Source organism: Pseudoxanthomonas sp. (assembly GCF_036845285.1).
In the GTDB taxonomy this organism is placed as follows: domain Bacteria; phylum Pseudomonadota; class Gammaproteobacteria; order Xanthomonadales; family Xanthomonadaceae; genus Pseudoxanthomonas_A.
Window position 1 is genome coordinate 114,663 of record NZ_DAIUEE010000006.1, and the last position, 14,777, is coordinate 129,439.

Consider the following 14,777-nt stretch of genomic DNA (forward strand, 5'->3'; position numbering starts at 1 on the left):
GATATCGGCCGCCGTACGCGATCGCATGGATGCGGGCGCGAACGATACGGCGGCGTGTGGACATGCGGGCAGAACGCGCGAAACCCTTGCCGCAATTGCCTCGGGCCGATGGTACGCAGGCGTATGGAAAACCCCGGTTGATTTGCATCAAGACAAGCGTATGCACATGTGTGCATTATTTGCGGCTTCGCAGAATGGACGACGCCATGACCGCCCCCGCTTCCTTCTCGCGCGAACAGCTGCTGGCCAGCGCGCGCGGTGAACTGTTCGGCCCCGACAGTGGCCGCCTGCCCAACGACCCGATGCTGATGTTCGACCGCATCACCGAGATCCGCGAGGACGGTGGCGCGCATGGCAAGGGCATGGTGCGCGCGGAACTCGATATCCATCCGGACCTGTGGTTCTTCCAGTGCCACTTCCTCGGCGATCCGGTGATGCCGGGCTGCCTGGGCCTGGATGCGATGTGGCAGCTGACCGGTTTCTTCCTGACGTGGATCGGCGCACCCGGTCGCGGCCGCGCACTCGGTTCCGGCGAAGTGAAGTTCACCGGCCAGGTGCTGCCGACCGCCAAGCGCGTCAGCTACGAGATCGACATCAGCCGCGTGATCAACCGCAAGCTGGTACTCGCGGTGGCCGACGGCCGCATGCTGGTCGACGGCCGCGAGATCTACACGGCGCGCGACCTGCGCGTCGGCCTGTTCACGTCGACGGAGAATTTCTGATGCGTCGCGTCGTCATCACCGGCCTCGGCATCACCTCGTGCCTGGGCAACGATGCGGACACCGTATCGGCCGCGCTGCGCGCAGGCCGTTCGGGCATCCGCCACATCCCGCAGTACGCCGAGCTCGGCTTCCGCAGCCAGGTGGGCGGCGCGCCCGAGATCGACCTCGATGCGCAGATCGACCGCAAGCAGAAGCGCTTCATGGGTGATGCCGCCGCGTTCGCGCACGTCGCGCTGCGCGATGCCATCGCCGATGCGGGCCTGGACGAGGCGCTGGTCAGCCAGCCGCGTACGGGGCTGATCGCCGGCTCCGGCGGCGGGTCCGCCGAATGGCAGATCGAAGCCGCCGACCTGCTGCGTGCGCGCGGCATCCGCAAGGTCGGTCCGTACATGGTGCCACGCACGATGTGCTCCACCGTGTCGGCCACGCTCGCCACCGCATTCAAGATCAAGGGCGTCAGCTATTCCATCTCGGCTGCCTGCGCCACGTCCGCGCACTGCATCGGCGCGGCGGCGGACCTGATCCGCGCGGGACGCCAGGACATCGTGTTCGCCGGCGGCGGTGAAGAGCTGCACTGGGCGCTGACGATGATGTTCGACGCCATGGGCGCATTGTCGAGCAAGCGCAACGACGACCCGACGCATGCGTCGCGTCCGTACGACGCAGACCGCGATGGCTTCGTCATCGCTGGCGGCGGCGGCATGCTGGTGCTGGAAGACTACGATCACGCGGTGAAACGCGGCGCGCGCATCCATGCCGAACTGCTGGGCTACGGCGTAACGTCCGATGGCGCCGACATGGTCGCGCCCTCCGGCGAAGGTGCCGTGCGCTGCATGCGGATGGCGCTGGAAGGCGTCACTGCACCGCTCGACTACCTCAACACGCACGGTACTTCGACGCCGCTGGGCGACGTCATCGAACTCGAGGCGATCCGCGCCGCGCTGGGCGACCACCTGCCGCCGATCTCGTCCACCAAGGCGCTGTCCGGCCATTCGCTGGGCGCTGCCAGTGTGCACGAGGCGATCTACTGCCTGCTGATGATGCGCGACGGCTTCATCGCCGGCTCCGCCAACATCGAGACGCTGGACGAAGGCGCGGCCGACTTCCCGATCGTGCAAGCGAGCCGCGACGCGACGCTCGACACGGTGATGTCGAACAGCTTCGGCTTCGGCGGCACCAATGCCAGCCTGGTGTTCGGCCGGGTGTAAGACCGCTCAGCGGGCGTCGACCGCACGACGCCCCAGCGCCGGATCGTCGGTGAAGAAGCCGCCGATCCCCAGCGCGAGATAGGTGCGGATTTCGGCAACGGATCCCGCCTCGCTGCGCGTGCGCGGGTCATCGCCTTCATGGAGCGCCTTCGGGAGAAACTGGTTCTCGGGCCGGAACGTGTACGGCCACACCTGCAGGCCGGCGGCACGCGCGTCCGCCATCAGCGCTGTCGGCGCTCCCAGCGCGCCGTCCTCCGTCACCGGGATCAGCAGGCGCGTCCATGGCCCGATGATGTCGGCGTAGCTTGCGATGTCCTGCAGTCCCGCAGGCGTCATCAGGTCGGCATAACGCGTCCGCTGCCCGGCCGCCAGCGCATCGCCCAGCTGCTCGTCCGGTGCGCCCAGCAACTGCAACAGGCGGATGTTCGGATGCACAGCACCGAGCTGCTTGCGCAGCGCGCGAAGATTGGCCTGTTCGAACGACTGGATCACCACCGGGGCCTTGCGCGTGTACGCGTGCGCCGCCAGCGCTTCCAGCAGGCGCTCCTCCATCGGCAGGCTGATGCGCTGGAAATGGCTGGGATGCTTGATCTCGGGAATCAGGCCGATGGTCCGGCCGCGGCACGCGGCCTGTTCCGACACCAACGCGATGATCTCGTCCAGCGTCGCGATCCCGTACCGGCCATCGTGTGCGGTGCCACGCAGTTCCGGCAGGCGCTCGCGGGCGCGTAGCGCCTTCAGTTCGGCCAGGGTGAAGTCTTCGGTAAACCAGCCTTCGACCGCTTCGCCATCGATCACCTGCGTGCGTCTGCGCGACGCGAACTCGGGATGGCGGGCGACATCGGTGGTGCCCCCGATCTCGTTCTCGTGACGCGCCACCATCACGCCGTCGCGCGTGGCGACCAGGTCCGGCTCGATGTGGTCCGCGCCGTCTTCGATCGCACGCACATACGCGGCCAGCGTGTGCTCCGGCAGATGCGCGCTGGCGCCACGATGGGCGATGACGAGCGGCTTCGCCGGCGTTTCGCTGGCCATGACGGCCGACAGGGGGAGGATGGTCATCAGCAGCGGCAACAGACAGCGGAACGGCATGGCGGAATCCTCATGTGCGCCAGCATGCCACGTGCGGCCCGGAAAGCACGAAGCCCGGCTTCCGCCAGGCTCCGGGTGCAACGCGGGAGGAGAGGGAAGCCTCGTTGCAGGACGGATTCTGCACGGCTCCTGTTACACGCAGGCGACAGTCGCCACCCGCACCCAGCAGGCCTCATGACGACGACGAAGACCAGCGCGTTCAGCACGCCACTGCTGGACAAGGTCCGCAACGCCGACTTCGACAGCGGTGGCGACAAGCTCGGCGAGGTCGCGCGCATCGCGCGCTCGCTGAACCTCGACTCCTTCCACGGCCGCTCCAAGCTGCCGATCCTCGGCCCGCTGATCGACAAGCTGCGCGCCGCCAAGGATGACCGCGTGCAGCGCTGCAGTTCGACCAACCGCTCGAAAAGTTCAGCGCGGTGCGCGACATCACCATCCCGATGTGGCGCAACCCGTTCGCCATCCAGCTGTCGCTGGCCGACCAGCGCAACGCGATGGAACTGGCCAACGCCATCGACGACACCAGCAACGAGCTGATGCGCAAGAACGCCGAACTGGTGCACGCCACTGCCGTCGGCAGCGCGCGTGGAAGGCGAAGATCGGCGTGCGTCTCCTGCGGAGGCGATGCGGGAATCGAAGACCGCAGCATCCGGGGCGTGTCGACGCGGCTGCCTCATATCACGCTGCCGCTGATGTCTTAGACCCGAACCCTGTCCAGGCACGCGCTCGGTGCCGCCAGCGAGCCCCGTCCGGTTAGACTGGCCCGCCGCACGGACGACCGTGTCGGGCCAGCAGCGGATCGAAGAGAAGATGAGCGACGACGTCAGCGTCACCACCCCCCAGGCGAGAGCAGTGAAGACCTGGACCTGCCACCCTGACACGCGCCAGATGGCAGGCAGCATGGACGGGACGGTCGACGGCTGATGACGACCATCCTGATCCGCAACGCGGACGTGTACGCGCCCGAATCCCTGGGGCGCCGCGACCTGCTGCTCGGAGGCGGCAAGGTGCTGTGGATCGGCACCGAGGCGCCCGACCTGCCCGCCGCCTTCGGTGCCGAAGTACTGGATCTGGCCGGCCGCCGGCTGCTGCCGGGCCTGATCGACGGCCACGTCCACGTCACCGGCGGCGGCGGTGAGGCCGGCTTCGCCAGCCGGGTGCCGGCGCCCACGCTGTCGCGCTACACCCGCAGCGGCGTGACCACGGTGGTCGGCCTGCTGGGCACCGACGACGTCGCCCGCAGCACGCGCGAACTGGTGGCCCATGTCAACGCGCTGCGCGAGGAAGGGCTGTCGGCCTGGGGATACGCCGGTGGCTACCACCTGCCGCCAGCCACCCTGACCGGTAGCGTACGCACGGACCTGGCCTTCATCGACTGTCTGGTCGGCGTGGGCGAACTGGCGATCAGCGACCACCGCTCCAGCCAGCCGACCCTGGACGAAGTGCTGCGGATCGCGTCTGAAGCGCACGTGGCCGGGCTGATGACCGGCAAGGCCGGCATCGTCCACCTGCATCTGGGTGACGGCCCGCGCGGCCTGGACCTGGTGCGGCGCGCGCTCGATCAGTGCGAACTGCCGCCGCGGGTGTTCAACCCGACCCACGTCAACCGGCGCAAGGCGCTGTTCGACGAGGCCATCGAACTGGCCCGGCGCGGATGCAACATCGACATCACCGCATTCCCGGTGGACGAGGGCGAGGACGCGTGGAGCGCGGCCGATGCGCTGGTCCGCTACCTCGACAGCGGCGCCCCGCGTGACCGCGTCACCATCAGTTCCGACGCCGGCGGCTGCCTGCCCTGCTTCGATGCGCAAGGCCGCGTGTGCAGCATGGGCGTCGGCCACTCCGGCGCCCTGCTCGACACCCTGCGCGAGCTGCTGGCCCGCGGTATCGCCCTGCAGGACGCGCTGCCGGCCTTTACGTCCAACGTCGCCGGGCTGCTGCGCCTGCCCGGCAAGGGCCGCATCACGGCGGGAGCCGACGCCGACCTGGTGGCGCTGGACGCCGCCGGCGCGGTGACCGACGTGTTCGCCGGCGGCCGCCCGCACCTGCGCGATGGCGCGGTGCTGCGGCGTGGTACGTTCGAATCGCAAGACACCTGAAACACCGGAGCACTCGATGCCAAGCAAACCCGTCAACGGGGACCAACGCGGCTGGATCATCCCGATCGGCGGCGCAGAGGACAAGGAAACCAACCCGCGCATCCTGGCGCGCTTCGTCGAACTGAGCGGTGGCACCGACGCCGACATCGTCGTCATTCCGACCGCGAGCCGGCTGAAGGACTCCGGCACCCGCTACGAAGAGCTGTTCCGTGGCATGGGGGCGAGCCGGGTCGAGGTGCTGGACTTCGACACCCGCCGCGACTGCCAGGAGGAAGGCCGGCTGGCGCGGCTGGCGGAAGCCAGCGGCATCTTCTTCACCGGTGGCAACCAGCTGCGCCTGTCCACCATCCTCGGCGGTACCCAGGTGGCGCGCAGCATCCGTTCCCGCAACGCGCAAGGGGTGACCGTGGCCGGCACCAGCGCCGGCGCCGGGTTCCTGAGCGAGCACATGATTGCCTTCGGTGCCGAAGGCTCGTCGCCGCGCGCCAGCAGCGTGCGCCTGGCGCCCGGGCTGGGCCTGACCAACCGCTTCGTGATCGACCAGCATTTCCGCCAGCGCGACCGCCTCGGCCGCCTGACCGCGGCGCTGGGCTACAACCCGTTCGCGATCGGCATCGGCCTGGACGAGGACACCGCCGCCTTCATCTCCCCCGACGATACGCTCGAAGTCGAGGGCAGCGGCGCGGTCACCGTGGTCGATGCCCACGACCTGCAGTTCTCCTCGATGGCCCAGGCCGGCGAGGACGACCCCGTGTGCATACTGGGGCTGGGCGTTCATATATTGATCGCGGGCGCCACCTTCAACCTGCATACGCGGCGGGCCTCGGCCGGCCGACTGGCTACCCGCAAGACCTGATCCAACAAGGGGACATCCTGCATGCGCATTCTCGAACGCTCTGTCTACGTTGGTCCGTCCCAGCATGCGCACTTCCCGGTGATCCGGCTGCTGCTGGACCTGGGCGAACTGGAGCAGTGGCCCACCGCGCGCCTGGGTCCCGGCTTCATCGACGGCCTGGTGGCCGCCGTCCCAAGCCTGGCCGAGCACGGCTGTTCCTACCGCGAGCCGGGCGGCTTCCTGCGTCGCATGCGCGAGGGCGAAGGCACCTGGCTGGGCCACGTGCTCGAACACGTGGCGATCGAACTGCAGAACATCGCCGGCGAGGACGTCACCTTCGGCAAGACCCGCAGCGTCGACGGCCGTCCCGGCATCTACACCGTGGTCTACGAATACGCCCAGCGCGAGGAAGGCATCGCCGCGGGCGAACTGGCGTTGCGCCTGCTGTGCTCGCTGATGCCCGAAGGCATCCGCCCGGCCGGCAGCGTGCCCGCGGATTGGGCCTGGGAAGAAGCGCGCGACGACTTCATCCGTTACGCGCAGAAGCGCGCACTCGGCCCGTCGACGGCGTCGCTGGTGCGCGCGGCCGAGGAACGCGGCATCCCCTGGCTGCGGCTCAACAACCAGTCCCTGATCCAGTTCGGCCACGGCAAGTACCAGCAGCGCATCCAGGCCACCGTCACCGGCAAGACGCCCCACATCTCGGTCGAACTGGCCAGCGACAAGGAGGAGACCAACAAGATCCTCGGCTCGCTCGGCCTGCCGGTGCCGCGCCAGCATCTGGTTACCAGCCAGTCCGAAGCGGTCAGGGCCGCGCAGCGGCTCGGCGGCCCGGTGGTGCTCAAGCCCTATAACGGCAACCACGGCCGCGGCATCACCATCAACATCAGTGGCGACGACGAGATCCGCGCCGCGTTCGATGCCGCGCGCGAGCATTCGCGCTCGGTGATCGTGGAGACGTTCCAGGAAGGTGCCGACCACCGCCTGCTGGTGGTCAATGGCGAACTGATCGCGGCGACCCGGCGCACGCCCGGCCACGTGGTTGGCGACGGCCGCAAGACCATCACCGAACTCGTCGAGATCGTGAACCAGGACCCGCGCCGCGGCGTGGGTCACGAGAAGGTGCTGACCCGGCTCGAACTCGACCGCGAAGCCAACCTGATGATGGAACGCGTCGGCTACACCGCCGACTCGGTGCCGAAGGAAGGCGAGGTGGTCTTCCTGCGTTCCACCGCCAACCTGTCCACCGGCGGCACCGCGACCGATGTCACCGACGTCATCCATCCCGACAACCGCGACATGGCGGTGCGCGCAGTGCGCGCGATCGGCCTCGACGTAGGCGGCGTGGATTTCATCAGTCCCAACATCGCCGAGAGCTACAAGAACATCGGCGGCGCGATCTGCGAGGTCAACGCCGCGCCCGGCTTCCGCATGCACGTCGCGCCCAGCGAAGGCACGCCGCGCGATGCCGCCGGCCCGGTGATCGACATGCTGTTCCCGCCGGGCACGCCGTCGCGGGTTCCGATCGCGGCGGTCACCGGCACCAACGGCAAGACCACCACCGCGCGCATGCTGGCGCACATCACCAAGATGGCCGGCTACACGCCGGGCCTGACCACCACCGACGGCGTCTACATCGACGGCCAGCGCACGGTGGAAGGCGACATGACCGGCCCGGTGTCGGCGCGCATGGTGCTGTCCGATCCGCATGTCGACCTGGCGGTGCTGGAAACCGCGCGCGGCGGCCTGTTGCGCGCCGGCATGGGCGTGCCGGAAGTGGACGTCGGCGCGGTGATCAACATCGCCGCCGACCACCTGGGCCTCAAGGGCATCGATACGCTGGAACAACTGGCGGAGATCAAGCGCATCGTGGTCGAAGTGGCCAGGGACTGCGCGGTGCTCAACGCCGACGACGTCAACGTGCTGAAGATGTCCGGCTACACCGACGCGAAGACGATCTGCTACGTCACCATGAACCCGTCGCACGCGCTGGTGCGCGAGCATATCCGCGCCGGTGGCCGCGCCTGCGCGCTGGAGGCCGGCGTCAACGGCCACATGGTGACCCTGTACGACAAGGGCAGCCACATCCCGCTGATGTGGACCCACCTGATCCCGGCCACGTTGGAAGGCCGCGCCCTGCACAACGTGCAGAACGCGATGTTCGCCGCGGCGATGGCGTTCTCGCTGGGGATCAAGCTCGACGCGATCCGCCATGGCCTGCGCACCTTCGACACCACCTTCTTCCAGGCCCCGGGCCGGATGAACGTGTACGACGAGCATCCGTTCAAGGTCGTCATGGATTACGCGCACAACGCGCACGCGGTGGGGATGATGGCCGACCTGGCCCAGCGCCTGGAGGTGGCCGGGCGCCGGATCGTGGTGGTGGCCGCACCCGGCGACCGCCGCGACGAGGACATCCAGGACATCGCCCGCGCGGTGGCCGGTCGCTTCGACCACTACGTGGTCAAGCGCGACGACAGCCTGCGCGGCCGCGATGGCGACGAAGTGCCGCGCATCATCGCGCGCGCACTGCAGGCGGCGGGCGTGGCCGAGACGGCGATCGAACAGATCCCCGACGAGCAGCAGGCCATCGACGCCGCGCTGCGCATGGGCAGGCCCGGCGACCTGCTGCTGGTGTTCGCCGATGCCCTGGCCCGCTCGTGGAAGCAGATCACCAAGTTCACGCCCGAAGGCACCGAGCCGCGCAGCGCCCGCAAGGTCGAGTTGCCGTCGCTGCAGCCGGCGCCCAGCGCCGACGAGGCGGCGGTGGCGGCGATGGAGGGCGTGATCCGCGAGGAGCGCGGGCTGGTGTTCGCGCGTCACGACGAAGACAGCGATTGAGCGGTGGCGATCCGCACCCGCCGGATCGCGCCCTCCATCCACGACCTGCCGCATGAATGAATCATCCGCCCCCTTGCCGTTCGACGACCTGCGCCGCCTGACCGGCCCCAATCTGTACTTCGCCGGACCGGGCGCGGTGCTGGAAACGATGATCGGCGCACCGGTTCCAGCCGCGCTGATCGAGGACTGGAAGCGGCGCATCGCCCGCGCGCGCGCCGCCCTCGGCTGGCCCGATGGCCCGGTGACGGTACGCGAGCACGCCAGCGGCGCCAGCCTCGCCTTCGCCGCACCCGGCGACATGCTGTACGCCGCCGCCGACGTGGACGAATGGGCGTGGCTGTCTGCCCTGGCCGCAGCCGGGAGAGCCACCGGCGAACCCGCGCTGCAGCCGGGACATCCCTCGTTCGTCGACGAAGACGCGGACCTGCGCCTGCTGCGCGCCGTCGCCGCCGCGGCCGAATGCCTGCCACGATTGCCCGCCCTGCGCGAGGCCGCGCGTGCGCACGGCGTGCCGTTGCTGCTCGACGACGAGCAACTGTCCCTTGGCATGGGCGACGGCAGCCGCACCTGGGACAACGCCGCCCTGCCGATGCCCGATGACGTGCCGTGGCATGAGCTGCACGCGATTCCGGTGGCGCTGGTCACCGGCTCCAACGGCAAGACCACCACCGTGCGCCTGCTCACCGCGATCGCCATCGCCCACGGCTGGCATACCGCCAACAGCTGCACCGACGGCATCTACCTGGACGGCGGCCTGATCGAGGGTGGCGACTACTCCGGTCCCGGCGGCGCGCGCAGCCTGTTGCGCGATCGCCGGACCCAGGCCGCGATCCTGGAAACCGCGCGCGGCGGCCTGCTGCGCCGCGGCCTGGCGATCGAACGCGCCGACGTGGCCGTGGTCACCAACATCAGCCCCGACCACTTCGGCGAATACGGCATCCACGACCTCGACGGCCTGGCCGACGTAAAGCTGACCGTGGCCCGCGCCATCGACGCCAACGGCATGCTCGTGCTCAACGCCGATAACGAGCTGCTGCGACGCCACGCGGGCGGTCTCGATGTGCCGCTGGCGTGGTTCTCCACCGACGACGACCATCCGCTGCTGCGGCAGGCGCGCGCCGAGGGCCGCCGCAGCGGCGGCGTGCGCGAGGGCCACCTGTGGTTGTTCGACGGCATCCGCACCCACGATCTCGGCGCGATTGCCGACATGCCGCTGACCCTCGGCGGCCTGGCCGCGCACAACGTGCAGAACTGCGCCGCCGCCGCGCTTGCCGCCATCGGGCTGGGAATCGCCCCCGCGACGATCGCCGCCGTGCTCGCCCGCTTCGGCCGCGACAACCACGACAACCCCGGCCGCCTGCAGCGCTGGGTGCTCGGCGGCGACGTGCAGGTCTACGTGGACTATGCGCACAACCCCGATGGGCTGGCGCAGTTTCTCGATCTGGTCCGCCAGGCGCACCGCGATGGTGGCCGCCTGCATCTGCTGCTCGGCCAGGCCGGCGACCGCAGCGACGAGGCCATCGCCGACCTCGCCGCCGCCGCCGCGTCGTTCCGCCCCGACCATGTGGTGCTCAAGGACATGGAAGGCTACATGCGCGGACGCGAAAGCGGCGAGGTAGGCCGAGTGCTGCGCACGGCGCTGGTGCGCCACGGCGTGGCCGAGGCCGCCATCGACGACTGCCGCGACGAAACCGACGCCGTGCGCGCGATCCTGTCCGCCGCCCGCCCCGGCGACAGCCTCGCCCTGCCGGTGCACGGCGTCGCCGCGCGCGAACGCGTCAACGCCCTGCTTGACCACCTGCAGGCACAGGCGTGGTCGGCCGGCGATCCCGTCGCCGGCGACTGATTACTCCACCGTCACCGACTTCGCCAGGTTGCGCGGCTTGTCCACGTCGGTGCCGCGCGCCAGTGCGGTGTGGTACGCCAGCAACTGCACGGGGATGGTGTGCACGATGGGGCTGAGCACGCCGACGTGGCGCGGGGTGCGGATGACGTGCACGCCTTCCGATTCGCTGAAGTGGCTGTCCTGGTCGGTGAACACGAACAGTTCGCCGCCGCGCGCGCGCACTTCCTGCATGTTGGACTTCACCTTCTCCAGCAGCACGTCGTTGGGCGCGATCACCACCACCGGCATGTCGGCATCGACCAGCGCCAGCGGGCCGTGCTTCAGTTCGCCGGCGGGATACGCTTCGGCGTGGATGTAGGAGATTTCCTTCAGCTTGAGCGCGCCTTCCAGCGCGATCGGGTAATGCAGGCCGCGACCGAGGAACAGCGCGTCCGACTTCGGTGCGAAACGCTCCGCCCACGCCGCGATCTGCGGCTCCAGGTTCAGCGCATGCTGCACGCTGCCCGGCAGGTGGCGCAGCTGCTCCAGGTAATCGGCTTCCTGCTCCGGCGTGACCTTGCCGCGCAGCTTACCCAGCACGACGGTCAGCTGGAACAGCGCCGCCAGCTGCGTGGTGAAGGCCTTGGTCGACGCCACGCCGATCTCGGCGCCGGCGCGCGTGTAGCAGACCAGTTCGCTGGCGCGCGGGATGGCGCTCTCGGGCACGTTGCAGATCGACAGCGTGTGCTGGTGGCCCAGCGACTTGGCGTACTTCAGCGCCTCCATCGTGTCCAGCGTTTCGCCGGACTGCGAAATGGTGACGATCAGGTGCTTGGGGTTGGCGTACGCGTCGCGGTAGCGGTACTCGCTGGCGATCTCGACATTGCACGGCAGGCCGGAGATCGCCTCCATCCAATAGCGCGCGGTCATGCCGGCGTAATAGCTGGTGCCGCAGGCGAGGATCTGCACGCCTTCGATGTCGCGCAGCGCCGCTTCGGCGTTGGCGCCGAACAGCGCGGGCGAGAAGCCGCCATCGACCACCGCCTCGATGGTGTCGGCGATCGCGCGCGGCTGTTCGTGGATTTCCTTCTGCATGAAGTGGCGGTACGGGCCGAGTTCCAGCGACGCCAGCGACACGTCGGAGACATGCACTTCGCGCTGGATCGGCTGGTCCTTTCCGTCGAACACCTTGACGCCTTCGCGCGTCACTTCCGCGGTGTCGCCTTCTTCCAGGAAGATCACGCGACGCGTGGCCTGCAGGATCGCGGAGACGTCGGAGGCGATGAAGTTCTCGCCTTCGCCCACGCCGATCAGCAACGGACAGCCCATGCGCGCACAGACCATGCGATCCGGTTCCTTGCGGCTGACGACGGCCAGCGCGTAGGCGCCGGTCAGCTCCTTCACCGTGCGCTGCAGCGCGGCCAGCAGATCGTCGCCACCCTTCAGGTGGTGGTGCATGAGGTGGGCGATGACCTCGGTGTCGGTCTGCGACTCGAACACGTAGCCGAGCGCGCGCAACTTCTCGCGCTGCTCTTCGTGGTTCTCGATGATGCCGTTGTGCACCAGCGCCACGCCGTGGCTGATGTGCGGATGCGCATTGGCTTCGGTGACGCCGCCATGGGTCGCCCAGCGCGTGTGGCCGATGCCGAGGCTGGCGTTGAAGCCCTCGGTGGCGGCGGCGCCTTCCATCTCGGCCACGCGACCGGTGCGGCGCACGCGACGCACGTCCTGTCCATCGACCACCGCGATGCCCGCGGAATCGTAGCCCCGGTATTCCAGCCGCTTCAGTCCCTCGATCAGTACCGGCACCACGTCGCGATCGGCGATCGCGCCCACAATTCCGCACATAAGCGTGTGTCTTCCATCTGAGTGAAACGAGCGGACATTCTACGTGTCCGGCACTGGACAGCCCCTGTCCGCGCGGTGTCCGCGGACACCCGGACAGTCATCCGTACCGGACAACCCCTTTCAAAATCAACAGCTTGTATTTGGCACGCATCCTGCTGAGACATGCAGGTCATTCCACAGAACGCATGCCACCGATGATTCGGGACACCTCCGCGCAAGACCGAGTGCTCAGCTCTACCCAGACCCGACCGGCCTGGCGCCGCTGGGTATGGCCCGCCGCGGGTGCGGTCGTGTTGCTGGCGGGCATCGTGTTCGCCGCCCGCGGCTGGCTGGCCGGCACTTCCTCGATCGATGGCGCCCGCCTGCGCATCGCCGAGGTCACCCGCGGCGACCTGGTCCGCGACATCGCCGCCGATGGCCGCGTCATCGCCGCCAACAGCCCCACGCTGTACGCCGTCGCCGGCGGCGTGGTGACGCTGAAGGTCGTCGCCGGCGACCAGGTGAAGCAGGGCCAGCCGCTCGCCGAGATCGACAGCCCCGAACTGCGCAGCAAGCTGGCGCAGGAACAGACCACGCTGGCCGGCCTGGAGGCCGAAGCCAGCCGTGCGACGCTGGACGCCAGCGTCACCCGCGCCAACGCGCAGAAAGCACTGGACCAGGCCGGCATCGAACGCCAGGCCGCCGAACGCACCCTGCAGCGCTACCAGCGCGGCTACGACGGCGGCGCCGTGCCGCAGGTCGACGTGCTGGAGGCGCAGGACAACCTGCGCAAGAGCGAGATCGCGCTGTCCCACGCGCAGAAGGATGCCGGCCTGCAGGGCCAGGGCGCCGGCCTGGATGCACGCAACAAGCACCTGCTGGCCGATCGCCAGCGCGCGGTCGTTGCCGAAGTGCAGCGCCAGGTCGATGCGCTGACGCTGCGCGCGCCGTTCGACGGCCAGGTCGGCCAGGTGCAGGCGGTGCAGCGTTCGAACGTGGCGATCAACGCGCCGGTGCTGAGCGTGGTGGACCTGTCCGTGTTCGAAGTCGAGATCAAGGTGCCGGAGAGCTTCGCGCGCGACCTCGCCATCGGCATGCCGGCCACGCTGACCAGCGTCGGCCAGCCGTATCCGGGCCAGATCTCCGCCGTGTCGCCGGAAGTGGTGAACGGTGAAGTCGTCACCCGCCTGCGCTTCTCCGACAAGCAGCCGCCGGGCCTGCGCCAGAACCAGCGCCTGTCCGCCCGCATCCTCATGGACACGCGCCGCAACGTGCTGATGGTCGAACGCGGTCCGTTCCTCGAGCAGAGCGGCGGCCGCTACGCCTACGTCATGGATGGCCGCTCCGCCGTCCGCCGTCCGGTGCAGCTGGGCGTCAGCAGCCTGAGCAATGTCGAAGTCCTGAGCGGCCTGCAGCCCGGCGACAAGGTCGTCGTGTCCGGCAGCGACCTGTTCGGCGATGCCGAGCGCGTGTCGGTCAATTGAACGTCGTGATGGGTGATTCGTGAGACGTGATTCGTAAACGCACGCCTCGTCCCATCACTCCCGCCTTCGCTTCCCTCGAATCACCAATCACCACCTACCCATCACTGTCAGGAGCCCGCCATGCTAGAGATGCGCCAAGTCGCCAAGGTCTACCGCACCGAACAGGTGGAAACGCACGCGCTGCGTTCGCTCGACCTGCATGTCCGCGAAGGCGAGTTCGTCGCCGTCACCGGCCCGTCGGGTTCCGGCAAGACCACGTTCCTCAACATCGCCGGCCTGCTGGAAACCTTCACCGGCGGCCAGTTCCTGCTCGACGGCCAGGACGTCAGCCATCTCGGCGACGACGCGCGCTCGCGCCTGCGCAACCAGAAGATCGGCTTCATCTTCCAGGGCTTCAACCTGATCCCCGACCTCAACCTGTTCGACAACGTCGACGTGCCGCTGCGCTACCGCGGCATGCCGGCGGCGGAGCGCAAGCAGCGCATCGAAGACGCGCTGGCCCGCGTGGGCCTGGGCTCGCGCACGAAGCACTTCCCGGCCGAACTGTCCGGCGGGCAGCAGCAGCGCACGGCGATCGCGCGCGCGCTGGCCGGCAGCCCGCGCCTGCTGCTGGCGGACGAACCGACCGGCAACCTGGACTCGCAGATGGCCCGTGGCGTGATGGAACTGCTGGAGGAGATCAACCGCCAGGGCACCACCATCATCATGGTCACGCACGATCCGGAACTGGCCGCACGCGCGCAGCGCAACGTCCACATCGTGGACGGCATGGCCACCGACCTGTCGGTCGAGCCCGCGCTGATCCGCGCGGCGCACGCCACCGAATCCAACGCCTCTGCCTGAG

General features: G+C 69.0%; 12 protein-coding genes. 10 read left to right on the forward strand and 2 right to left on the reverse strand.

What is annotated here, in order from left to right; translation table 11 throughout:
• The first annotated feature begins 206 nt into the window (after positions 1-206).
• Together fabA and fabB are read left to right on the forward strand one after the other, a co-directional pair.
• On the forward strand, positions 207-722 hold the full coding sequence (fabA, locus tag V7060_RS09400) for a 3-hydroxyacyl-[acyl-carrier-protein] dehydratase FabA (RefSeq protein ID WP_334178980.1): 516 nt from the start codon (positions 207-209) through the stop codon (positions 720-722).
• On the forward strand, positions 722-1,930 hold the full coding sequence (fabB, locus tag V7060_RS09405; RefSeq protein ID WP_334178981.1) for a beta-ketoacyl-ACP synthase I: 1,209 nt from the start codon (positions 722-724) through the stop codon (positions 1,928-1,930). Before fabA ends, fabB begins: the two co-directional genes overlap by 1 nt.
• Positions 1,931-1,936: 6 nt before the next feature.
• On the opposite strand, the gene V7060_RS09410 is transcribed toward fabB, so the two are convergent.
• The gene (locus tag V7060_RS09410) at positions 1,937-3,022 is read right to left on the reverse strand and encodes a glycerophosphodiester phosphodiesterase (RefSeq protein ID WP_334178982.1); all 1,086 of its coding nucleotides are present in this window, start codon (positions 3,020-3,022) and stop codon (positions 1,937-1,939) included.
• A gap of 174 nt (positions 3,023-3,196) precedes the next feature.
• Here V7060_RS09410 and V7060_RS09415 point away from each other — a divergent pair, with 174 nt between their 5' ends.
• The 6 genes from V7060_RS09415 (at position 3,197) to V7060_RS09440 (ending at position 10,643) form a co-directional block, all read left to right on the forward strand.
• Positions 3,197-3,559 (forward strand): hypothetical protein, encoded by a 363-nt coding sequence (locus V7060_RS09415; protein ID WP_334179130.1) that lies wholly within the window; start codon positions 3,197-3,199, stop codon positions 3,557-3,559.
• The gene (locus V7060_RS09420; protein WP_334179120.1) at positions 3,463-3,723 is read left to right on the forward strand and encodes a toxic anion resistance protein; all 261 of its coding nucleotides are present in this window, start codon (positions 3,463-3,465) and stop codon (positions 3,721-3,723) included. The genes V7060_RS09415 and V7060_RS09420 overlap by 97 nt, the downstream gene beginning before the upstream one ends.
• A 222-nt stretch (positions 3,724-3,945) precedes the next feature.
• Complete coding sequence (gene iadA / locus V7060_RS09425; protein ID WP_334178983.1) at positions 3,946-5,121, forward strand: beta-aspartyl-peptidase; 1,176 nt, start codon at positions 3,946-3,948, stop codon at positions 5,119-5,121.
• 16 nt (positions 5,122-5,137) lie between these two features.
• Positions 5,138-5,977, forward strand: a complete 840-nt coding sequence (locus V7060_RS09430) for a cyanophycinase (RefSeq protein WP_334178984.1) — start codon at positions 5,138-5,140, stop codon at positions 5,975-5,977.
• 21 nt (positions 5,978-5,998) lie between these two features.
• Positions 5,999-8,797, forward strand: coding sequence for a cyanophycin synthetase (cphA, locus tag V7060_RS09435; RefSeq protein WP_334178985.1), 2,799 nt, complete (start codon positions 5,999-6,001; stop codon positions 8,795-8,797).
• 52 nt (positions 8,798-8,849) lie between these two features.
• Positions 8,850-10,643, forward strand: coding sequence for a Mur ligase family protein (locus tag V7060_RS09440; RefSeq protein WP_334178986.1), 1,794 nt, complete (start codon positions 8,850-8,852; stop codon positions 10,641-10,643).
• Here the strand turns inward: V7060_RS09440 and glmS are convergent, their stop codons facing one another.
• Positions 10,644-12,470 carry a glutamine--fructose-6-phosphate transaminase (isomerizing) gene (glmS, locus tag V7060_RS09445; protein ID WP_334178987.1) on the reverse strand — a complete coding sequence of 609 codons (1,827 nt, stop codon included), beginning with the start codon at positions 12,468-12,470 and terminating at the stop codon, positions 10,644-10,646.
• A gap of 194 nt (positions 12,471-12,664) precedes the next feature.
• Between glmS and V7060_RS09450 the strand changes: the two genes are divergently transcribed.
• Positions 12,665-13,933, forward strand: a complete 1,269-nt coding sequence (locus V7060_RS09450; protein WP_334178988.1) for an efflux RND transporter periplasmic adaptor subunit — start codon at positions 12,665-12,667, stop codon at positions 13,931-13,933.
• A 120-nt stretch (positions 13,934-14,053) separates the two neighbouring features.
• Positions 14,054-14,776, forward strand: a complete 723-nt coding sequence (locus V7060_RS09455; RefSeq protein WP_334178989.1) for an ABC transporter ATP-binding protein — start codon at positions 14,054-14,056, stop codon at positions 14,774-14,776.
• Position 14,777: the final 1 nt, after the last annotated feature.